Annotated in this window: 17 protein-coding genes; 5 read left to right on the top strand and 12 right to left on the bottom strand. The window is 56.0% G+C overall.

Annotation, left to right across the window (positions count from 1 at the left end):
• Both Q0775_RS12120 and Q0775_RS12115 read right to left on the bottom strand, forming a co-directional pair.
• Positions 1-1,113, bottom strand: a complete 1,113-nt coding sequence (locus Q0775_RS12120; RefSeq protein WP_298861793.1) for an S-(hydroxymethyl)glutathione dehydrogenase/class III alcohol dehydrogenase — start codon at positions 1,111-1,113, stop codon at positions 1-3.
• A 56-nt stretch (positions 1,114-1,169) separates the two neighbouring features.
• Positions 1,170-2,138, bottom strand: coding sequence for an NAD-dependent epimerase/dehydratase family protein (locus tag Q0775_RS12115; RefSeq protein WP_298860992.1), 969 nt, complete (start codon positions 2,136-2,138; stop codon positions 1,170-1,172).
• Positions 2,139-2,231: 93 nt separating this feature from the next.
• Between Q0775_RS12115 and Q0775_RS12110 the strand changes: the two genes are divergently transcribed.
• Positions 2,232-3,113: a LysR family transcriptional regulator gene (locus tag Q0775_RS12110; RefSeq protein ID WP_298860988.1), complete on the top strand. Its 882-nt coding sequence runs from the start codon at positions 2,232-2,234 to the stop codon at positions 3,111-3,113.
• Here the strand turns inward: Q0775_RS12110 and mnhG are convergent.
• The 9 genes from mnhG to Q0775_RS12065 form a co-directional block, all read right to left on the bottom strand.
• Entirely contained in the window at positions 3,110-3,505 is a 396-nt protein-coding gene (mnhG, locus tag Q0775_RS12105) for a monovalent cation/H(+) antiporter subunit G (protein ID WP_298860985.1), read from the bottom strand. The two genes, Q0775_RS12110 and mnhG, sit on opposite strands and share 4 nt — an antisense overlap.
• Positions 3,502-3,789, bottom strand: coding sequence for a K+/H+ antiporter subunit F (locus tag Q0775_RS12100; protein WP_298860982.1), 288 nt, complete (start codon positions 3,787-3,789; stop codon positions 3,502-3,504). The genes mnhG and Q0775_RS12100 overlap by 4 nt, the downstream gene beginning before the upstream one ends.
• A complete protein-coding gene (locus Q0775_RS12095) occupies positions 3,786-4,286 on the bottom strand; it encodes a Na+/H+ antiporter subunit E (protein WP_298860979.1) in 501 nt (166 codons plus the stop codon). Before Q0775_RS12095 ends, Q0775_RS12100 begins: the two co-directional genes overlap by 4 nt.
• A 1-nt stretch (position 4,287) precedes the next feature.
• Entirely contained in the window at positions 4,288-5,856 is a 1,569-nt protein-coding gene (locus Q0775_RS12090; protein WP_298860976.1) for a monovalent cation/H+ antiporter subunit D, read from the bottom strand.
• Positions 5,853-6,194: a Na+/H+ antiporter subunit C gene (locus Q0775_RS12085; protein ID WP_298860974.1), complete on the bottom strand. Its 342-nt coding sequence runs from the start codon at positions 6,192-6,194 to the stop codon at positions 5,853-5,855. The genes Q0775_RS12090 and Q0775_RS12085 overlap by 4 nt, the downstream gene beginning before the upstream one ends.
• Position 6,195: 1 nt before the next feature.
• On the bottom strand, positions 6,196-9,063 hold the full coding sequence (locus Q0775_RS12080; RefSeq protein ID WP_298860971.1) for a monovalent cation/H+ antiporter subunit A: 2,868 nt from the start codon (positions 9,061-9,063) through the stop codon (positions 6,196-6,198).
• A 162-nt stretch (positions 9,064-9,225) separates the two neighbouring features.
• Positions 9,226-9,972: an SDR family oxidoreductase gene (locus Q0775_RS12075; protein WP_298860968.1), complete on the bottom strand. Its 747-nt coding sequence runs from the start codon at positions 9,970-9,972 to the stop codon at positions 9,226-9,228.
• A gap of 35 nt (positions 9,973-10,007) precedes the next feature.
• Complete coding sequence (locus Q0775_RS12070) at positions 10,008-11,462, bottom strand: aldehyde dehydrogenase family protein (protein ID WP_298860965.1); 1,455 nt, start codon at positions 11,460-11,462, stop codon at positions 10,008-10,010.
• Positions 11,463-11,575: 113 nt separating this feature from the next.
• Complete coding sequence (locus tag Q0775_RS12065; RefSeq protein WP_298860960.1) at positions 11,576-16,543, bottom strand: choice-of-anchor L domain-containing protein; 4,968 nt, start codon at positions 16,541-16,543, stop codon at positions 11,576-11,578.
• Positions 16,544-16,986: 443 nt separating this feature from the next.
• Between Q0775_RS12065 and Q0775_RS12060 the strand changes: the two genes are divergently transcribed.
• On the top strand, positions 16,987-18,588 hold the full coding sequence (locus Q0775_RS12060; RefSeq protein ID WP_298860957.1) for a class I adenylate-forming enzyme family protein: 1,602 nt from the start codon (positions 16,987-16,989) through the stop codon (positions 18,586-18,588).
• On the opposite strand, the gene Q0775_RS12055 is transcribed toward Q0775_RS12060, so the two are convergent.
• Positions 18,585-19,220, bottom strand: coding sequence for a TetR family transcriptional regulator (locus Q0775_RS12055; RefSeq protein ID WP_298860954.1), 636 nt, complete (start codon positions 19,218-19,220; stop codon positions 18,585-18,587). The genes Q0775_RS12060 and Q0775_RS12055 overlap by 4 nt on opposite strands.
• Before the next feature lie 335 nt (positions 19,221-19,555).
• On the opposite strand from Q0775_RS12055, the gene Q0775_RS12050 reads away from it, so the two are divergent.
• The 3 genes from Q0775_RS12050 to Q0775_RS12040 all read left to right on the top strand — a co-directional run bounded on the left by Q0775_RS12050 (position 19,556) and on the right by Q0775_RS12040 (position 22,646).
• Complete coding sequence (locus tag Q0775_RS12050) at positions 19,556-20,707, top strand: C4-dicarboxylate TRAP transporter substrate-binding protein (protein WP_298860951.1); 1,152 nt, start codon at positions 19,556-19,558, stop codon at positions 20,705-20,707.
• Positions 20,708-20,790: 83 nt separating this feature from the next.
• Positions 20,791-21,339 (top strand): TRAP transporter small permease, encoded by a 549-nt coding sequence (locus Q0775_RS12045; RefSeq protein WP_298860948.1) that lies wholly within the window; start codon positions 20,791-20,793, stop codon positions 21,337-21,339.
• Positions 21,336-22,646, top strand: coding sequence for a TRAP transporter large permease (locus Q0775_RS12040; protein ID WP_298860945.1), 1,311 nt, complete (start codon positions 21,336-21,338; stop codon positions 22,644-22,646). The genes Q0775_RS12045 and Q0775_RS12040 overlap by 4 nt, the downstream gene beginning before the upstream one ends.
• The last annotated feature ends 43 nt before the right edge of the window (positions 22,647-22,689 follow it).

Here is a 22,689-nt window from a genome sequence, read left to right as displayed (position 1 = left end):
CTAGAATTCGACGACGGCGCGAATGGATTTGCCTTGGTGCATCAGTTCAAATCCTTCGTTGATTTGGTCGAGGGTGAGCTTATGCGTGATCATCGGGTCGATCTCGATCTTGCCGTTCATGTACCAGTCTACGATTTTTGGAACATCGGTACGACCTTTGGCCCCACCAAAAGCTGTCCCGCGCCAAACGCGGCCGGTAACCAGTTGGAAAGGACGGGTGGAAATCTCGGCACCTGCTGGGGCTACGCCGATGATAATGCTCTCACCCCAGCCTTTATGCGCGGCCTCAAGGGCGGTGCGCATGACTTGGGTGTTGCCTGTGGCGTCGAATGTGTAATCCGCGCCACCTTTGGTCAGTTCGACCAGATGGGCGACAAGATCGCCCTCGACCTTTGAAGGATTTACGAAGTCAGTCATCCCAAAATAGGTGCCGACCTCTTGCTTGTCGTCGTTGAGGTCCACACCAACAATCTGGTCCGCCCCTGCCATGCGCAGCCCTTGAATCACGTTGAGGCCGATACCGCCCAGACCAAACACAATACAGCGCGCGCCGATCTCAACTTTAGCTGTGTTGATGACCGCACCAATCCCTGTCGTCACACCGCAACCGATGTAGCAAATCTTGTCAAAGGGTGCGTCTTTGCGGACCTTGGCCAGCGCAATCTCGGGCACGACAGTATGGTTCGCAAAGGTGGAGCAGCCCATGTAATGATGGATCGGCGTACCATCCAGCATGGAGAAGCGTGTGGTGCCATCGGGCAGTTGGCCGCGTCCTTGGGTGATACGAATTTTCTGGCACAGATTGGTTTTGCCGCTCAGGCAGTACTCGCATTCACGGCATTCAGGGGTATAGAGCGGGATCACGTGGTCCCCGACTTCCAGCGTGGTGACACCCTCGCCCACTTCCAGCACAATTCCCGCACCCTCATGACCAAGGATAGCGGGAAAGATGCCTTCGGGATCATCACCTGAGCGGGTGAATTCATCTGTATGACACAGGCCTGTGGCCTTGATCTCGACCAGCACTTCACCGCGCTTGGGTCCTTCCAGATTGACCTCCATGATCTCCAACGGTTTTCCTGCTTCAACAGCAACGGCGGCGCGGGTTCTCATCATGGTGGCTCTCCTGAAAATATTTGGCCCAGAAGGACCCAAGGACGGCGGTTTTGTCAAGCAGATCGCATGGCGGATGCCGCCTGATCAACAAGCGTCTCGGGCGCTGTTCCCAACACTTCTGCTATTGCAGTACTTAATGGTGTCGGCGTGAAATCAGGCAAAGCTGCCGCCAAAGCGCTTCCATCAACGCGGTGGGGTGTGTCCCACAGATACCGCATCTCGTTCACTTCGCGTATCAGCGGACTGAAGAGGCCAATGATACGCATCAAAGACCAAGGGAAAGATGCAGTTTTGAGCGATTGACCGACCTGCCGCTCGACTACGGCCTTAAGCTCTGCTCCCGTCAGGCTATACCCTTCAAAGCCAAAGCTTGCGAAAGGCGGGAGTGCGCCCCGTTTCTCAGCAAGACCTACCATCGCCCGCGCCATGTCAGGCAGATAGGCCCAAGCATGCACCGCATCCATGCGACCAGGATAAGTGAAAATACCTTTGCCCACCTTATTAGTGATATAGGTTTCGAACCAGTTGCCCGTCTTGGTCTTCTCGATGAAATCGCCACCGCGCAGGACGACACTGCGCAACCCCTGCTCTGCAGCATCGGCAAAGGCCTGCTCCATCGTGACACGCAAGGCACCTTTGCGGGTCGTGGGGGCAAAGGTCCCACTCTCACTCAGTAATTCAGGCGCGTTTTCGCCAAAGGGGTACACATTGCCTACCACCATGACCGTGGCCCCGCTGGCGCGGCCTGCCGCGATAACATTACGCGTATGGATTGGCATCTGTTTGGTCCAATGCTGATAGGCGGGATGGACTGCGTGCACGATCACATCCACGCCCCGCGCCGCCGCGACCAAGGCATCGCGTTTCATCACGTCACAGGCAACATGAGAAACGCCAGCAAGCGGCGCACCATCGCCTGCACGGCTCAAAGCGCGGACGTTCCAGCCTGCATTTGCGAAAGCCTGGGTTGCAGCGCGGCCAAATCGACCCTTTGCACCGAGGATGAGAACTGTTTGTGTCATGATAATCTCCGTGTTCATTTCTATTGACACTTGAACTCTAGCAATCAGAATATGGATAGATAATTGTCAAAATTGGAATTGCGATATCCATATATGAATACCCCTGATATCCCTTGGCATCTTCTGCAATCCTTTGCCGCGATGAGTGAAGCGGGATCTCTCTCCTCTGCGGCAGGAAAGACGGGTACCAGCCAACCCACGCTCAGCCGCCACTTGAACCAGTTGGAGGATCTGCTGGGGACACGGCTGTTTTTCCGTACGTCGGCAGGTCTTACACTCACGTCAGAAGGCGCGGCCGTGCAGGCACATGCTGATGCGATGGCGCAGGCCGCGGCGCAACTTTCCTTTAAAGGAGCGCAGGCCCAAGAGATCAGCGGAACGGTGCGCATCACCGCCAGCCAGATTGCCGCGACCTATCTTTTGCCGCCAATGCTGAGCAGTCTGCACATCGCCCATCCCGCCCTCGACCTTGAGGTGGTTGCAACAGACCAAAGCGAAAATTTGCTGCGCCGCGAGGCCGATCTGGCGGTGCGCATGTACCGTCCGACACAGAATGACCTGATTGCGAAAAAGGTGGCGGATTTACCCATCGGAATATTCGCATCCCGCAGCTATCTGGAGCGGCGCGGCACACCCCAAACTCCGCAAGACTTGGCGCAGCATACAATGATCGGCTATGATCGCAGCACACTCATCATCGACGGCATGCGTCAGGTCGGGATGGAGGTCGACCGCAGTTTTTTCGCCTTCCGCTCAGATGATCAGGTGGTGTGCTGGCGCATGATACAGGCGGGGTTCGGCATCGGTTTTGGCCAGCGCGGCATGGCAGAAATGCATGAGGAAATTGTCGAAATCAACCCTGAGATGGATATCGGAACGATCCCTGTCTGGCTCACCGCGCATAAAGAGTTGCGGATGAGCCCGCGGGTACGTCTGTGCTTTGACCATCTCGCGGACTGTTTCGCGGCGCTTTAGGCTTTCTCGATCACCGGATCAGATATGTCCGCATCGGTGGCGGGCACATCAAATGTGGCCCACTGCTCACCCTCGGGCAATTCAGGTGGTGCATCACAAGCACGGCGGTGCATGTTCACTTTGGCGATGAAGTTGGCCGAAATCGGTGCTGTGACAAAGAGGAACCCCATGATCAGCAACTCCTGAATGGCCCCCTCGTTAAACACACCGTTGTAGATGACGGAGGCCAAAAGCAGCGCCCCCACGCCAACGGTCCCCACTTTAGTTGGCGCATGCAGACGCGTCATGCTGTCGTTGAACTTGAGCAATCCGATTGCGCCCACCAGCGTAAAAATCGACCCCACAACAAGGCAGAATATAACCGCGTAAATGGCAATAATTTCATAAGTCATTCGATGATATCTCCCCGCAAGACAAACCGCGCATAGGCTACGGTCGAGACAAAGCCGAGCATCGCAATGATCAGCGACACTTCGAAATAAATGCGCGTCCCTTGAGACAGTCCCATCAGGACGATCAGACCGATCGCGTTCACCACCATCGTATCCAGCGCCAGAATTCGGTCGCCCGTATCAGGCCCGATCACAACACGGATCATGGCCATCAGCTGGCACAATCCAACAATAACAAATGCGAGGATCAGCGCATAATCCATCATCTCGGTAGCGAGAGTCATACGAAAATCTCCTTCAGGCGTGCCTCATAACGGTTTTTGATCGCATCCACTTCAGCCGCAGGATCATCGGTGTGCAATACATGGACCAGCAGGTAATAACCACTTTCGGAGACATCTGCCGACACCGTACCGGGGGTCAGCGTGATGGTACCCGCCAGCAGGGTGATCGCCTCAGGCTTGCGCAGATCAAGCGGGACAGTAATCCACGCGGGCTTCAGCTTGGCGTTGGACACGGTCAGAACAATCCATGCCACTTGGATGTTGGCCACCAGAATGTCCCACATGACCAACAGTGTATAAGAAATCATTTTCCCCACACGAAACCCACCGGGGCGTTCGGGCCAGAAGGCCGCTGTGAGGCGCGGAATGATTGTGCCGAGGATCAGGCCGAACACAAGCATCCCGGCCGAAATTCCATTCTGCAAAATCGTCCAGACAATCGTGAGCAGGATCGTGAGGAGCGGATGGGGAAAGAGCCAGTGGAACAAACGTGCCATCTCAGGAATCCCCCTCTTTTGTCTCGACCTTTTCATCGGTCTTCGCACCGCTCAACTTACCCGGCGTGCCAAGCACTGTGTCGATGTAGGTATCAGGTTGGAACAACTGCGCCGCTGTTGCGCCAGTGTATTTGTACATCTGCCCAGCAAATACCGTATGCGCCATCAGCAACGCCAGCAATCCGCCCACCGCCACAAACGACAGGGCCGAAGGTGCCGCGCGCCCCGCATCCGCGACAGGTGCACCATCCGATTGCGCCTTCCAGAACAGCACCGATCCCGCACGGGCGAAACCAACGATGCTGATGAGGCTGGAAACAAGGACGACCGACCAGACCCATACCGCAGGTCCGTTGTCAAAGGCCGCATTCAGCACCATCAGCTTACCTACAAAGCCGGACAAAGGCGGCAGGCCCGTCATGGCAATAGCAGCAACCATAAACAGCCCTGAAATCAGAGCAGCACCCGCCACAGGAGCGTCTGTGCGGAACTCAAGATGCCCACGGCTTTGGCGAACCAGATCAACGATGAGGAACAAGGCCCCCGCCGCCAGCGTGGAATGCACCATGTAGTAAAGCGCTGACGCGATGCTTTCTTGGGTGAAGAGCGCAATCGCTACCATCACCATACCCATCGAGCTGATCACCGCGAAGGCGACCAAACGGTCGAGCTTTTTGGCGGCCAGTACACCCACAGCACCTACAGCAAGCGAGAGCAACGCCACAGGCAGAAGCCATGTACCGTGCAAGCCGGAGGTCACGTCAAGATCGACAGGGAAGATCATCGTGTAAACGCGGATGATCGCATAAGCACCCACTTTGGTCATGATCGCGAAGAGGGCCGCAACGGGGGGCGGTGCCTCGGCATAGGAGCTGGGGAGCCAGAAGTGCAACGGAACCACCGCAGCCTTGATCGCAAACACAAGGATCAGCAGGACCGCAGCCACACGTATGCCCACCGTCGCATCCGCACTGATGAGCTGCACCCGCTGGGACAGATCCGCCATGTTGAGCGTCCCCGTCTCGGCATAGATCGCGCCCAGCGCAAAAAGAAACAGGGTCGAGCCGAGCAGGTTGAACAGCACGTATTGAACGCCTGCGCGCAGGCGTGCATTGCCGCCCGAGTGGATCATCAAGCCGTAAGAGGCAATCAACAGCACCTCGAAGAAGACAAAGAGGTTGAAGAGGTCACCTGTCAGGAAGGCACCTGCGATGCCCATAAGCTGGAACTGGAACAAAACGTGGAAGTGCCGCCCCCGCTCGTCCCATCTGGAGCCGATTGCATAAAGCAGCACAAAGAGCGCGAGCACTGCCATAAGCAGCACCATCATCGTGCTCAGCCGGTCCCCGACCAGCACAATGCCGAAAGGAGCTGCCCAATCACCAAGCTGGTAGAGCATCACTGTGCCGTCAGAGGTCTCAAGCGCGAGGCCAAGTGCGATGGCAATCATCGACAGAACACCACCAACCGAAAAAACCCGTTGGATGCCCATGTGATAGCGCGCAGCGAGAATAATAAACGGTGCGAGGATCGCCGGCAGTACAACCGGCATAATCAGCCAATGGGTCATGTTGCGTCCTCCCCACGGCCATCTGCATCATCAATATGATCATCGTCAGTGCCGAGGTATGCGCCCAGTGCAATCATTACCACAACAGCCGTCATACCAAAGGAAATCACAATCGCCGTCAGCACCAAGGCCTGCGGCAGCGGATCAGTATAAACAGCCGCATCCGACAGGATCGGTGGCGCACCCGTTGTCAGACGGCCAGAGGCGAACAGAAACACGTTCACAGCATAAGTGAGCAGTGACACGCCGAGGATCACAGGAAAGGTCCGCAAGCGCATAACCATGTAAAGGCCACCCGCTGTCAGCACACCAATCGCAGAAGCTACAAGAAATTCCATGTTATGCTCCTCCCCCTTTTAGCGCTTCGTTCTCTGATCGCGCAGGGTTGATATCCATGGCGTAGTCACTGTCCTTTACATGGGCGCGGCGTGCGAGGCGCGAGAAGCCGTCAAGCGAGAGCATAACTGCCCCCACAACCGCGAGGAATACGCCGAGGTCAAAGAGCGCGGCAGTCGCCAGCTCGAACTTCTCAAACGGCGGGATGCGAACATAGGTGAAGTCGGAGGTCAGGAACGGCTTGCCCACAAACCATGATCCGATACCCGTCAGGCCCGCGATCAATACCCCTGCCCCGATCACACCATGGTGCGGATAGCGCTGGCGCTGACTGGCCCAACTGTAGCCGCTGGCCATATATTGCATGACTAAACCAATAGAGACGATAAGGCCGGAAATGAATCCGCCACCCGGCTCGTTGTGGCCGCGCAGGAAGATATAGAAACCTACCATCATCACAACGGGCATCAGTACGCGGGTCATCACCACCATCATCATGGGGTGCATGTCACCCGCCAGCGGTTTGTCCGGTCTACGGTTGAGCAGACGCGCACGCACAGGACCGCCCAAGAGCGTCTCCGTCAGCGCATAGATCAGCACCGCTGCGATGCCCAACACGATAATCTCGCCGAAGGTATCGAAGCCACGGAAATCCACGAGGATCACGTTCACCACATTGGTACCGCCGCCGCCCTTATAGCTGTTGGCGAGATGAAATTCAGAAATTGGCGAAGTAACAGCGTCGCGGAGCAGATAGTGATAGCTGAGCGCCATGGCAGCCGAACCACCTGCAACTGCAACGCTCACGTCACGGAAGCGGCGCATGACCGAACTTTCAATCGGTGTTTCATTTGGTAGGAAGTTAAGCGCGAGCAGCAAAAGGATCGTGGTCACAACCTCCACCGTGATCTGGGTCATCGCCAGATCGGGCGCAGAGAAGAACACAAAACCGACCGAGACCATGAGGCCCACAATGCCAATCAGCACCAGCGACAAAAGACGGTTGCGGTGCTGGAACATCATGCCCAAGACCGCTGCCACGAGCATCAGCCAGCCTGCAACTTCTATCGCGCCCACAGGCTGGACTTCGCGTGTCGCGGCACCGACAGTACCCGTGCGCCATGCGTAGTATCCCGCAACAACCACAGTCACTGCCATCACCGCGCCATAGCGTGTAAATGCCCCGTTATGCAGCGGCAGTGTCAGCGCCTTTGCCAATCGCACGATGCCTTCGACCAAGGCCTCAAAGATCGTTTTAGCCTCAGGGCGCGGGGCCGCATCCCACAGCTTGAGAAGCGGGTTGAACAGCGCCAGAACGATCAAACCACCCATAACCGCCGCGATGGACATGTAAAGCGCAGGCACCAGACCGTGCCAGATTTTGAAGTACGCCTTTGGCACTTCGACAACCCCACCAAGAACGGCAGAGGTAATCCCTTTGACCGCAGGCTCCGCCAGAAACGGCGCGACACCGATGACTACAACCAGAAACACCAAAAGCGCAGGCGGCAACCACAGACCGCTTGGCGGATCATGTGGTGTGGCGGGGTAATCGTCCCGCTTAGGGCCAAGGAAGGTGTGACCAATGAGGCGGAAGCAATAAGCTGCGGAGAAGAGCGACCCCACAACTGCCAGCGTCGGGACGATCCAGTGATTACCGCCAAGGACCGTGTGATAGGCCTCCTCGAGCATCATCTCTTTGGACAAGAAACCGTTGAGCAGCGGAATACCCGCCATCGACAGGGCCGCAAGGGTGGCAATTACGAAGGTGATCGGCATGAGGTGCCGCAACCCGCCAAGACGACGAATGTCGCGGGTATGCGTCTCGTGATCAATAATGCCCGCCGACATAAACAACGCGGCCTTAAAGGTCGCGTGGTTCAGGATGTGAAACACCGCCGCCATTGCGCCAAATGCCGTACCGGTGCCAAGCAGCATGGTAATAAGGCCAAGATGCGAGACTGTGGAGAAGGCCAAGAGCGCTTTCAAGTCATGCTTGAACAACGCGATCACAGCGCCAAGCACCATGGTAATCAGCCCAGCAGAGGTGACCAGCCAGAACCATTCTGGCGTGCCGGACAGAACGGGCCACATGCGCGCCATCAGGAAAATACCCGCCTTTACCATCGTGGCGGAGTGCAAATACGCAGACACAGGTGTAGGTGCGGCCATCGCGTGGGGCAGCCAAAAGTGGAACGGGAACTGCGCGGATTTGGTAAAACATCCAATAAGGATGAGGATAAGCGCGGGAAGATAGAGACTGCTCTCTTGAATCAACTCACGGTTCTGGAGGATCACGCTCAGATCATAGCTGCCTGCGATCTGGCCGAGGATCATCATACCACCGATTAGGGCAAGGCCGCCCATACCTGTAACAGTCAACGCCATACGCGCACCTTGGCGGCCTTCGGGCAGATGCTTCCAATAGCCGATAAGCAAGAATGACGAGAGCGAGGTCAGCTCCCAGAAAACAAGCAAAAGCAGGATGTTATCCGACAAAACGATGCCAACCATCGCCCCTTGGAACAGCAGCAGATAGGTGAAAAACTCACCCATGTTATCCTCACGCGCGAGGTAGAACCGCGCATAGGTGATGATCAGCAAGCCGATACCAAGGATCAGCGTGGCAAAGAAAAATCCCAACGCGTCCAGCATCAGAGTAAAGTTCAGCCCCAGCGAGGGGATCCACTCTGCGCGGAACATCACCACATCGCCTGCCATCACCGCAGGCAGGTTGGTCATCAATCCGACAAAGGCGGCCAGAGTTATCGTAAATGTCACCCCCGCACAGGCGGCACGCCCCGCTTGGTTCATCAAACCGGGCAGCAACGCACCCAAAAACGGCAAAGCAACAATCAAAAGAAGGGACACGTGCGCTCCATACTGTTGGGGCCAAGAGATCTTTGCCTCTGCGGCTTGTCGTTTCGCCCCGATATGGAATCATGAACGATAGTTGTTTTGTACTCTAGGCGCTAAATAGGAAAGGTGCGAACCGATACCAAGACGCGACATGAAATTTCTTGAGGTTTTTGATCAGATACAGCGTCCGCCGTCTACTTCCATGCAGACGCCCGTTATCATAGACGCCTCATCCGAGCATAGATAGCAGGCCGCATTGCCCATATCCTCGGGTGTGGAAAAGCGCCCCAAGGGAATTGTCGAGAGGAACTTGGCACGCATTTCCGGCGTATCCTCTCCCATGAAAGACGCCAAAAGCGGCGTCTCGCCTGCGACAGGGTTCAGCGCGTTCACTCGCACACCCGAAGGCGCAAGCTCCACCGCCATCCCCTTGGTCGCGTTATTCATCCAACCCTTGGTGGCATTGTACCAATTGAGATTGGGGCGCGGCGACACACCTGCCGTGGAGGCAATGTTCAGGATGTTGCCCGCGCGGCGTGCCTTCATCAGGGGGACGATGTTGCGTGCTGTGAGGTAAACAGATTTGCAATTCACCGCAAAAACGCGGTCGAATTCATCGTCGCTGATCGTCTCCATTGGCGCGGGCAGATGCGTGATGCCTGCATTATTTACCAAAATGTCGATATGACCCCAAGCGTCGCATGCCTGCGCCGTCATGGCCGCAACACTGGCACCATCCGACACATCAACAGTCGCGACAATCGCATGGGCGCCCATCTCCTGACGCAGCTCCTCCGCCATCGCTGTATTCAGGTCCGCAATCATGACCTGTGCGCCTTCGGACACAAACTTCCGCACTATCCCCGCGCCAAAGCCGGAGGCACCGCCCGTTACAATCGCCGTTTTTCCCTGCAAACGCATCTCAAACCCTCCCAAGTTTGTTTCAATTTCTGTCACTACCCATGAAATGCCGCCACTGTTTTCAGCGATGTGAAACCATATAGTGCCTCAAACCCCTTCTCGCGGCCATGACCCGACAGGCCTGAACCGCCAAAGGGTAACTCTACCCCGCCCCCCGCGCCGTAATTGTTTAAGAAAACCTGCCCAGAGCGCAGCGCTTTTGCCAACCGCATCTGCCGCGCTCCGTCCCGCGACCAGACAGACGCCACAAGCCCGTAGGCCGTGCCATTAGCAATCGCCAGCGCCTCGGCCTCATCCTCAAACGGAATGATAACCTGAACAGGGCCGAAGATCTCGTCTTGGGCCAAGATATGATCAGGTGACACACCCTCGAACAATGTGGGGGCGACATAGGCGCCGCCTTTTGGGGCATCGGTGATAACTGTTCCTTGGGCGACCATGTGTAGGTCAGTGCCTTTGGCCAGAAACCCGTCGACGATTTCCTTTTGACGCATAGAGACCAAGGGTCCAACGGCCAGATCAGCCATCGAAGGCCCTGCACGCAGGGCGACATAGCGTTCTGCCATTTTTGTCACAACCTCGTCATAGACACCCCGTTGCACCAGAATACGCGACGAGGCAGAACAGGTCTGGCCCGCGTTCTGAATACCCGCGTTCACCAGAAACGGCAAAGCAGCGTCAATATTCGCGTCGTTAAAAACCAGTTGCGGAGACTTGCCCCCCAGTTCCAAAGTAACAGGCACCAAATGCCGGGCTGCGGATTGCTGGATCAACCGGCCTGTCCCAACCGATCCAGTGAAGGAGATATGATTAACGCCTGCGTGAGAAGTGAGCGCGGCCCCCGCCTCAGCTCCCAAACCTGACACGACATTGAGCGCACCATCGGGCAGCCCCGCACGTCGCGCCAATTCGCCAAAGGCCAGCGCTGTCAGGCAGGCCTCCTCGGCAGGTTTTAAGACCGCGGCGTTGCCCGTAGCCAATGCCGCACCAACCGAGCGACCAATGATCTGCATAGGGTAATTCCACGGCACGATATGCGCTGTCACCCCATGCGGTTCGCGCAGGGTGTAAACCGTGTAGCCGTCGAGATAGGGGATCGTCTGGCCATGCAGTTTGTCCACTGCCCCTGCGTAGAACTCCATATACCGCGCAAGGGCTACGACATCGGCGCGCGCTTGGGTCAGAGGTTTGCCAACATCAAGTGCCTCTAACTCCGCCAGCGCGTCAATATTCTCCAGCACCAGCACACCGATTTTTTGCAAAATGCGCCCCCGCTCAACGGCGGTACTGCGGCCCCAAGGCCCGTCAAACGCTGTGCGTGCCGCTTGCACGGCCCTGTCGATATCCTCGGCGTTGCCCCGTGCAATTTCGCACAGCACAGTCCCATCAGACGGGTTGACCAACGGAAGTTTTTGACCACTGGCGGACGGAACCCATTTGCCTGCAATCAAACAATGGCTTGGATCAATATCCAACGGGCGCAATGACATGGCAACTTCCTCACAAGGTGTGCCCTTCAGATTGGCAAGCCTACAAGCACTTGGCAAGACGCTAGCGTATATTCATCCGAATTGAGATCCGTCAGTTGCAGCTATCATTACTTTCAGAGGCTAAACTCTGACAGGACTTTTGCCTCTTTTGCTTTCAATGCCATTCGCGCTGTGGGGCCATAAATGCTCAGATCACTGCGCAGTTCGGGAAACAGCTCAAACAGTTCACTGCGTGCATCATCGGCCAGCCTGTCGACGCCAAATGCGGCGGGATGGAAGCTTTCTGCGGGGATGCCGTTGGCGAATATGATCTCGTGCTGTTCAAACATGATATGGATGTAAGTGACGCTCTCTTGGGGTTTACGCACCACGTCCTTACCGTCGATCAGATGCAAGGCGGGTACCAGAACTTCGGATTGCCCGAACAAAAGTTCCGCGCGGTACCCCTTGATCAGCATCCGGTGTTGTGGCGAGACTGTGAGGTCATCCAATGCACCGGGGAAAACAGACTTCGCAAAGTTTACTGGGGCGAACTTGTCGTCGCCACAAACAGTTGTTTTGCCGATCCAACCAATCTTTTGCAGGCCGTTGTCCTGAGTAATGACAGGATCGCCAACCTTGAGATCCTCAATCTTGCGTAGGCCCGAATGTGTGGCAACCAGCGTCCCTGGGACAAAGCAGATGATGTTTTCAATGTTGTTGAAGTTAACAACTGTACCGTCGAGCAGCTGAACCGTACCCGAAATGCCGCCGCCCACATCAATGGGATTTGTGATGTTAATCGTTGTACGGTCTGCGATTCCGTTCAGGTCGAGCGTGTCGCCGTTTATCTCGGCGCCTTCGCCGCCGTTTATAAAGATTGCGTCGCTTCCCGCCTCGCCCAGATCAAAGAGGGTGAACAGGTCGTCCCCGTCTCCGCCCTCAAGGGTGTCGCCTTGGGCCGCTTGCAGAACATCATCACCAGTGCCGCCGTCAATATCGTCAGCGCCCAAACCACCGGTAATGGTATCGGCACCTTGACCGCCCTCCACTGTATCTGCGCCAGTGCCGCCGATGACACTGTCGTTGCCGTCTCGGGTAGCGATGTTGATGCCCGATGTGGTGGCAGAACCGTCAACTGTATCTGCGCCGTCAGAGAGCGTGATCCGTTCAATTTCGGAGAATCCGAGTGTGTCTGTCCCGTCGCTGAACGTTCCAGCCTCGTTACCGGAATAGACAACGGTGATAGGATCAACGATCGCGGCAGTGTTCACGGCGAGCGTGTCAAAATCGGTGCCTGTCGTGGTCGTTTCGCCGCCGATAATCGTGTCGGCCCCGAATGCGTCTTCAATACGGAAGGTATCGTTGTCTGCACCGCCATCAATGAGGTCCGCACCCGCCATCCCGTTGATGACATCGGCCCCATCACCGCCCAACAAGGTGTCATCACCGCCAAAGCCGAAAATGACATCATTGCCAGCTTCGCCAAAGACCACGTCATTGCCCGAACCTGCGGTGATATAGTCGTTTCCGTCCCCGCCCATGACCGTGTCATCACCAGAACCGCTGGAAATGGTGTCATTGCCCGCTCCCGCTTCGACACTATCGTCATCCGAGCCGTCGAGCGCGTCGCCTGCGTCAATCATGTCCCCTTCGGGATCGTCTGTGTAGCCTGCGTTGATCAGGTCATCGCCCGAAGTGCCTTCAACGATGTAATTTGGGCCAATTGGAATGCCAATTGAGACCAGTCCAGCTACACTATCGACCTCGCTTGAGAGAACACCGACCAGCGTGATGCTTTCGCCGCCCGTGAAAGTCAGGATTGCGTCACCTGTGCCGTCGCCATTTGTGTCGCTGACAACAACGTCGTTGGTGTTGACCGGCGTGGTACCGCCATCACTGGTCAGGCCGGACACATCGAGCTGATCGTTTGTGGTGCCATCGCCGCTGTCGGTCAGATCAAAGGCCTGAATTGTATCCGCGCCGCTGCCATCCGCCAGCACAACTGTATCACGTCCACCGCCAAGAATGATGTTTTCGATATCAATGAAGGTGGCTGTATCCGTGCCATCGCTCACTGTGCCGTCTTCGGGATCAGCGTCGGTCAAATTGACCGTGACACCAGTGGTAGTCGCGCTCAGATCAAGAGTGTCACCTGTGGCCTCGGTGGTTTGGCCGCCATCAATGCTGTCATTGCCAAAGCCGTCCTCAAGCACGATGACATCGTCGCCCTCTGCGCCATCAATCGTGTCCGCACCGGTGCCTCCCGCAATCGTATCATCGCCAATCTCGCCATCAAGCAGATCATTGCCCGCGTCGCCGCTGATAAGGTCATCGCCCGTGCCACCCATAACAGTGTCATCGCCCGCACCCGCTGTGACGGTATCGTTCCCGTTACCTGCCTCGATACTGTCGGCATTGGTGCCTGTGGCGTTATCATTGGTATCGACCATGTCGCCTTCGGGATCACCGGTGTAGCTCGCGTCGATGTTATCGTTACCCCCCGTGCCTTCGACGATGTAGTTTGGCATTGGGATGCCAATCGCTTCGAGTGCTTCGGGATCGTTGAAGATCGCGGCTGGTACGCCGATCAGAGTCAGGCTCTCGTTGCCAGGGAAGATGAGGATCGCGTCGCCTGTACCATCGCCATTGGTATCGGAGACGGTAATGTCATTTGTGTTCACAAGCGCGCCGTTGGCATCAGACATGCCTGTCACATCAAGCTGGTCAACACCTGTCCAGTTACCTGCACCATCCACAGTCGGCGGCGCAAAACCTTCAATACTGTCAGCGCCAGAGCCGTCGCCGAGGATCAGCGTATCGGTGCCAGCACCCAGCACGATGTTCTCGATCTCGGTAAACGTGGCCGTGTCCGTTCCGTCCGAGACTGTACCAGCCTCAGGATTCAAAGCCGTCAGATCGACAGTCAGATCGTCCGTTACAGCACTAAGGTCGAGCGCGTCACCTTTTGTCTCGCCCGTCTCTCCGCCAGCAATGATGTCATTGCCAAAGCCGTTTTCGAGAATGTTAACGTCGTCACCAGACGCACCCAACAACGTGTCATCGCCGGTACCACCATTCAGTGTATCGTCCCCGTCACCGGCACTCAGGCTGTCATCGCCTGCACCGCCGATAAGGGTATCTTCGCCACCATTGTTACCACCGAGCAAAGTGTCATGGCCGTCGCCCCCCAAGAGGGAGTCGTTGCCATCGGAGCCGTCGAGGTAGTCATTTCCCTCTCCGCCATCGAGGGTGTCGTTGCCAATCCACGCCTCCACGCTGTCGTCGCCCGTGCCACCGCTGAGGCTATCATCACCAGCACCGCCGAACACGCTGTCGTTGCCCGCGCCGCCGCTGACGGTATCATTGCCATCATCGCCACTGACACTGTCGGCGCCATCCCCTCCGTCGATGCTGTCATCGTTCTGACCACCCGAGATTGTGTCATCACCCGTGCCGCCCAGTAGCGTATCATTGCCATCATCACCGTTGATCTGATCCGCCTCGGTTCCGCCATCAATGATATCGTTGCCGCCACCGCCCGCGATGGTATCCGTCTCGCTGCCGCCAAAGATCGTGTCAGCCTGGTTTCCACCGAAGATGAGGTCGTTGTTGCTGCCACCGTCGATAAAGTTACTGCCCGTTGAGCCATAGATCTCGTCGTTGCCAGCCCCACCCAAAAGCGTGTCGTTGCCAAGGTCACCAATCAGCGTATCGTCGCCAGTGCCGCCATCAATGCTGTCATCACCATCATCACCATCAAGCGCATCGGCGCCTGCACCGCCCAGTATCGTGTCGTTGCCGCCCTGACCAAAGACGGTATCATTTCCTTCTCCTGCAATAACGCTGTCATTGCCTGCGCCAGCAAACACTTCGTCATTGCCGGTTCCGGCAACAATCGTGTCGGCACCTGCACCAGCGTCGATGATATCATTGCCGGCACCTGCCTCGATTGAATCGTCATTGGACCCGTCGAGCGCATCGCCTGCATCGATCATGTCCCCTTGGGGATCAAGCGTGTAGCCCGCATTGATCGTGTCATTGCCCGAAGTGCCTTCGACAATGTAGTTCAGCGGAACATCCGCCTCTGTCGTTACGGTAACAAAGCCGACATCGGTGTTTCCCGCGCTATCCACAACAGTATAGGTGAACGGCTCACTTCCCAGATCGTTATCAGACAGGATTGTGATGGTATTGTCGGCATTCAACGTAACTTGCTCGCCTGTCGGGAGAGTCACTGTCTGGCCTACAATAACGGGCACGCCGTTAATCTCAGTGATGGTCAGGCCGTTGCCTGTTGTGTCAATGTCGTTATCCAGGACATCGACAGTTGTCGCGGTGTTGGCCTCAACTGTGATTTCGTCATCAAAGGCCACGGCGATGGTCTGGACACTATTGGCAGCAATGAGAACATTCGTGTCATAGACACCGTCCCCACCATCGGCCAATGCGATGCGGATCGTATTCAACGCACCTGAATTTACGGGCGCATTGATGGAAAGAACCTGTGTGGTCCCATCCATTTCAGTGTTGTACGTGTCGCTCGCAGTCGGGTTGTCGATATATAGGTTGGAAGCGACAGTGCTGTTGACTGTATCAATCGAGACAACGCCACCGGGTACGGGATTGAACGGCACATAGACCGTATTCACCCATACGCCAAATGCGTCATTCACACCGCCGTTAACGTATTCGAGGTACTCCTCGGATGAGAAGGTGAATAACATGGTGATGTAATCGCCCGTGGGCGTGAACGTCGCTTCGAGGATGACGGCATCTTGTGTCGATTGACCTGTCACAGCGTCAAGTTGTGTATCGCCAAGTTGATTGTTGTTTGTACTCGCACCGCTCTCAGAGGTGTTTGTATCTGTCGTGCCGCTGCTATTGGTGAAATCAGCCGCTTGGCCCGTTGACAGAATAATGCCTGCATCACCCGGCGCGATCGTGCCCAGCGTTGCGTCTGCGCCTGAGTAGGTGCCAGATGCACCTGCCGCACCTGTGAGTGTTGCCGTGCCGATCGTCACCCCGTTGCCAAAAATGGTCTGGGCGAGCGTGGTCGCGTCAGCAGTTGTGTTGATGGCTAATTCTGTTGCGATAGGCATTACGGGTATTCCAATTCTTAAGCGCCACGTCGGACAAAGCGGCGCGTTCAAGATTGGAATATGTCAGGGCATTGAGGGCCTACTGGGGCTACAAATTGATTTAAATTAGACAGAGCAACAACTTCGCAGCCTCTTAATGCACGCAAGGGTAGGTAAACTGAGGCAACTATGGCTTTTTTTGCGTTACAATCGCGCAATTTGGTCACAATTGTATCCATAGGGATAACAAAGCTCTCCTTCGCTTAACTTTAGCGCGCAGCCCCGAACAATGTGGCGGAGCTTCTTTTCTAAGCGTCTTGCGTCGCACCTGAACAATGCGTTTACAATCCGTGGTTTTGGCGCCTAGTGTACCTCCCGAACCTGAAACACCCTCGGCTTCTCCGGCCAAGTTTCCCACGGTTTCGTGCGACGCAGCGGGGAATGCCTACTGGAAAGAAACGCAGATGCATCTATGGCCTGCCAAGATTACCGAGCTGATCACGCGTGAGACGCATTTCGGGAGCCGCGACATCAACTGTTTTTCAGACCGGCCAGATACACTGGACGCGATGTTCGCGCAGTCTGTCGCGCGTAATCCCGACGGTGAAGCCATGATCTGTGAGGACGTTCGGCTGACTTACGGCGCGCTCGATGCGCAGGTCGATACGGTCGCCGCAGGCCTACAAGCCATTGGCGTTGCTGCACAAAGCCGGGTTGCTCTTCTATTGGGCAACAGCGCGGAATTTCTGGTCGTGTTGTTGGCAAGTTTACGGATCGGGGCAATTGCCGTGCCGATCAATGTCCGCGAGCAAACGCCCGAGCTGGTCCATATCTTACGCAGCTGTGGCGCTTTGGTTCTGGTGCATGACGCTGATTTGGCCGCAAAGCTCCCCGCTGCTATCGATCTGCCCGAACTTCGACATCGCATCTGTTTGGGTGAAGCCGTTGAGGGATCAACCTCCTATGACAGCCTTCTGGCTCATGGCACTTCCCCTGATCGACCACCCGTCACCGAAGAGGACACTGCCGTCATCCTCTATACTTCCGGCACTACGGGGCAGCCGAAGGGCGCAATGCTCACGCACCTCAATATCATTCATTCCGCCATGCATTTTGAATTGTGTATGGAACTGGGCGCGGGCGAGCGGTCCTTGCTCTCGGTGCCGGCCTCCCATGTGACGGGTTTGGTCGCCACGCTGTTCACCATGCTGCGCACAGCAGGATGCAGCGTAATCATGCGAAACTTTCAGGCAGAGGCGTTTTTGGCGCTAGCGGCGGATGAGAAAGTCACCCAAACGCTCATGGTGCCTGCGATGTATAACCTGTTTCTGTTGCGCTGTCGGATTGAGGATTATGATCTGTCGCATTGGCGCATCGGCGGCTATGGCGGTGCGCCAATGGCACAGTCCACCATTCAAGAGTTGTCTGAAAAACTACCTGACCTCTTGTTGGTTAACGCATATGGCGCGACCGAGTTGACATCTCCCGCGACGATCATGCCGCTCGGCTTCGGCACGACACGCTCGGACAGTATCGGGGTAGCAGTTCCGTGCGGCGAAATCCGCATCGTTGACGAGACGGGCCATGACGTAGAGACAGGGGCGCATGGCGAATTGTGGATCAAGGGGCCGATGGTGGTGCCGGGCTATTGGAACAATCCCGAAAAGACCAAGGCCGAGTTTCAGGGCGGCTATTGGAAAAGTGGAGACGTTGGTTCACGCGATGCAGAGGGTTTTGTGCGCCTGCATGACCGACGCAAGGACATGATCATTCGCGGCGGCTACAACATCTATTCTGCCGAGATCGAGAATACCCTGACCGCGCATCCCAGCGTGATCGAATGCGCTGCCATCGGACGGCCTGATCCCGTGCTGGGCGAAAAGTTGCATGTGTTTGTGCAGACCGCCGATGCCACAATTAACGAGGACGCGGTCAAAGCATTCGTTCGCGCCCGCATGGCGGATTACAAGATACCAGATTTTGTGACGCTGATTTCCGACCCGCTGCCGCGCAACGCCAACGGCAAAATCGTCAAGGCAACTCTACGCGCTTTGACAAAAGATTAGGCTGTCATCCCGCCGACAATCGTGCGTGCGAGGTCAGTTGCAATCAGATCGCGGTCTGCATCGCTTTGCTCGGGGCGCACACGGTACCAGTCAACCAAGCCGTTGAGCGCACCCATCATCACGCGCCCTGCGATCTTGACACTGGGCACACAGAGGCTGCCCTCAGCGACACCAGCATTCAAAACATCGCGGTATAGTTCCTCATAATCGTTGCGCTGGTTTATCAGTTCGGTCAGAACGGCACGCTCTGCTTCTGTTGTGGACCCGCGCAGATAAATCTCAACGCCCAGACGGATGCTGCGCTGATACGGCAACGTGTCCATCATAACACGGGCATGGGCCACAGCCATCGCTTCGAGCTTTTCGCTATACGGGATCGACAGCTCCAGCACCGGACCGACGGCATCAAAGCAAAATTGCATCGCCTGTCGGTGCACCGCAAAATAGATCGCATTCTTGGAGCGGAAGTGATGATAAACCCGCCCTTTGGTCGAGCCCAGCACATCAGCAATGTCGTCAATTGTCGCCTTTTCAAGCCCTTTGAGCATAAAACATTGCGCGGCAGCCTCAATGATCTGCTGTCGACTGTCCAATTTTTCATCGGGCTTTTTATCGGCTTGCGCGTGCATCATCTCAACCTATTTCTTGCCCTTCCCATTTTTAAAGGGGTCCTTTTTCCGTCTGTCCGCTGGCAAGGCGGCACAGGTGTTCTATTCCCTACCTTATCATAGGTCACGCGCAAAACTCTCAATTTAAGCCATTCGCACGACGGAACGCATGATCACTATTGACACCTCACTGTACAAGACTGACATTAGCATACTACCGAGAATGTTGCGCCGCCAAAACACCAATGGTCAACAGTCATTTCGTCACTTCGCGGACGAGAGAGGTGGAAAGACAGTCAACGGCCCCGATGTGTAAACGCCGCGTTTCTGGGTCAATTCATATGTTTGGGAGGACACAAATGACTTACAAGAACACAGTAGCAATTGCCGCCACGCTTGTCGCGGCAACCCTAGCGGGACAAGCCGCCGCCAAAGAGCGTCTCAATTTCGCATACGGCTACCCGAATACGTCCGCGATCGGCAAAGCAGTTGATGATTATGCAGCTGCCGTATCCGAACGGTCGAAGGGCGAAGTGGACGTGACAGGCTTTGCCATGTCCCTGCTCAGCCTGCCAGAGACATCACCCGGTGTGCGTGACGGCCTAGCCGATGTAGGATTTGTGCTGCCGCCCTATTATCCCGCTGAATATTCGACAAACCTGTTCCTGCACGAGATGAACCTGCTCATCAATCTGGTGGAAGAGCCCACAGGCAAAGAGCCTCTGGCCTTCGCGGGTGCAATGCTGGAGTACTCCTTAAACAAATGCCCCGAGTGTATGGCAGAGAACGTCGCGCAAAATCAGGTCTATACCGGTGGCGGTGTAACACCCCTCTACAACCTGCTGTGTAAGGACGTAAAAGTCACAAGCATTGCTGACCTCAAAGGCCTCCGCCTTCGTGCAGGTGGTGCCGGTTTTGTGCGCTTCGCTGAAGCCTTTGGTGCCCAAGGTGTACGCCTTCCTGTGTCCGAGGCCTATGAGGCGCTAGATCAAGGTATCATCGATTGCGCCATGCTTTCTGCGCCTGAGTTGACGAACTATAACCTGCATGAAGTTGTCACCGATATCACGCTTGCCGTGCCGGGTGGTGCGTTCGCCGGTGTGTCCTCTGCCAACATCAATGCAGACCGTTGGAAGGCAATGGATGACGCAGGCCGCGAAGCACTGCTTTGGGGAGGTAGCCATATGACCGCGGACGTCACATGGAACTTCTACACTGATGATAGCGCCGCAATCGAGCATGCACGCGGCAAGGGCATCAACATTCATACAGCAGATGCAGAATTGCAGGCAGCGGTGAAAGACTTTGCCCGTTCCGATCTGGAGACAGTATCGGCCCTGTTCAAAGACACCTACGGCGTTGAGCGGTCAAACGAGATCGCAGCTGACTTTGGCCCGCTCTTGGCAAAGTGGAACGGCCTTGTTGTCGATATCGACAGCAGCGACGCATTGCAGCAGCTGTTCTGGAACGAAGTGATCTCGAAGGTTGATCCGGCCACTTACGCCAAATAAACCAAGCATCACTTGATACTCGGGGCGCGGCGCATTGCTGCTGCGCCCCACTTTCATATCCCTCACATACAACGGATAGATCCATGAAAACCATTGCATCCGCAATCTCATGGCTGATCTCGGGCACCGCGACGATTGCAGGCATTATGGTGCTCATGCTGGTCGCCCATGTCACCATCGACGTGGTTATGCGTTTCGTCTTCGAGACGCCGCTCAATTCCACAATTCTTTATGTTTCGGCCTTCTACATGGTCGGCATCGCCTTTCTCCCGCTTGCCGCGGTTGAGCAGAGGGACAGCCACATCGCCGTCGAATTGTTGGTAGAGAAGTTCCCGACAAAGGTTCAAAGCTTCCTCGCTGGACTGGCGCTCCTGCTCACGTGCATTGTGACGGCAACAGTTGCCATTCGCACAGGGGACGAAGCGATTGCGAAATACATGGGTGGTGCCTTCTCGATCGAGGCGGGCGGTAAGGTTATTACATGGCCCACATATCTGCCTCTGCCCATCGGTTTTGGCCTCATGTCGATTGTCGCGGGCTGGAAATTCGTCTGCCATATGACTGGGCGGCCTCACGGCCTTGATGCGCTGCGGATCGAAGATCCTTACCTGTCCGATGGAGACACAAAATGACCGAACTCCAGATTGCAGGTATCTTTATTGCCGTCCTGCTGGTGATGATCTTGATGCGCATTCCCATCGGAATCTCACTTATTGCAGTGTCCTTCGGTGGACTATGGTCAATGTTCAACTGGAACATCGCATGGGGCAGCCTCGGCATTGTGCCCTACAGCTTTGCAAATTCTTGGGTGCTCAGCTCAATCCCTGCATTCCTATTCATGGGGTTCATTTGCTACCACACGCGGCTGACCCAAGGCTTATTCAACGCTGCGCAAATCTGGCTATCAAACTTGCCCGGCGGTCTGGCGATCGCATCCGTATTTGGGTGTGCGGGCTTTGCGGCGGTGACAGGGTCGTCGGTGGCATGCTCTGCTGCAATGGGCAAAATTGCGGTACCGGAAATGATGCGCCACCGCTATAGTGCAGAACTGGCCACAGGTACCGTGGCTGCGGCGGGTACTATCGGTGCCTTGATCCCCCCGTCGATCCTGATGATCCTCTATGGCATCATCTCGCGCCAGTCGGTGAGTTCGTTGTTCTTGGGCGGTCTGGTGGTGGGTTTGATTACCCTCTTTGCATACATCGCCCTCATCATCGTGCGGGTAAAACTGAACCCCAACCTCGCACCACCTGTGAAAATTAGCGCAACCCGCGCCGAAAAGATCAAGGCGCTGGGCCAGACATGGCCTGTTCTATTGATCGTCGTTGGCGTGTTCACGGGACTATTCAGCGGCGTATTCACCCCGACGGAAGCAGGTGCCATTGGCGCAATGCTGTCTACGCTGGTGGCATTTATGAACCGCACGCTCACGTTCAAAGCTCTGCGCATGGCAATTACCGAGACGCTGACCACAACAGCGGCTCTTCTGATCATCGCTGTCGGTGCGAGCTTGCTCACCCGCTTTCTGGCGCTGTCGGGGATAGGCGATGCGCTCTCGGATACGATCCTCGGGTTTGGCGTCTCGCCACTAATGGTTATGATCGGAATTGTCTGCGTTTATCTCGTACTCGGCATGATGTTGGAGCCTGTTGGCGCCATGCTGCTCACCTTGCCCATTGTCCTGCCGATTGTGGACGAGACAGGCTATAGCCTGCTGTGGTTCGGTGTGGTTCTGGTCAAGCTGCTCGAGATCGGAATGATCACGCCTCCCATGGGGATGAACGTGTTTGTCATCAAAGGAGTGGTCGGTAACATCGCATCTCTCTCGACAGTATTCAGAGGCGTGTTCTGGTTTGTTATCATCGACCTCTTCATCGTCGCGGCGCTGATCGCCATGCCGGATATTGTGCTATTCCTGCCCGCTATGGTCGGAAGATAGCGACCAAGCGTCACCGACACCGCGCTACGTGGTGTCGGTGATC

This window comes from uncultured Sulfitobacter sp. (assembly GCF_947499945.1).
Taxonomy (GTDB): Bacteria; Pseudomonadota; Alphaproteobacteria; order Rhodobacterales; family Rhodobacteraceae; genus Sulfitobacter.
Note: the sequence above shows the minus strand (reverse complement) of the source record. Positions and strands in the feature narration are given on the sequence as shown.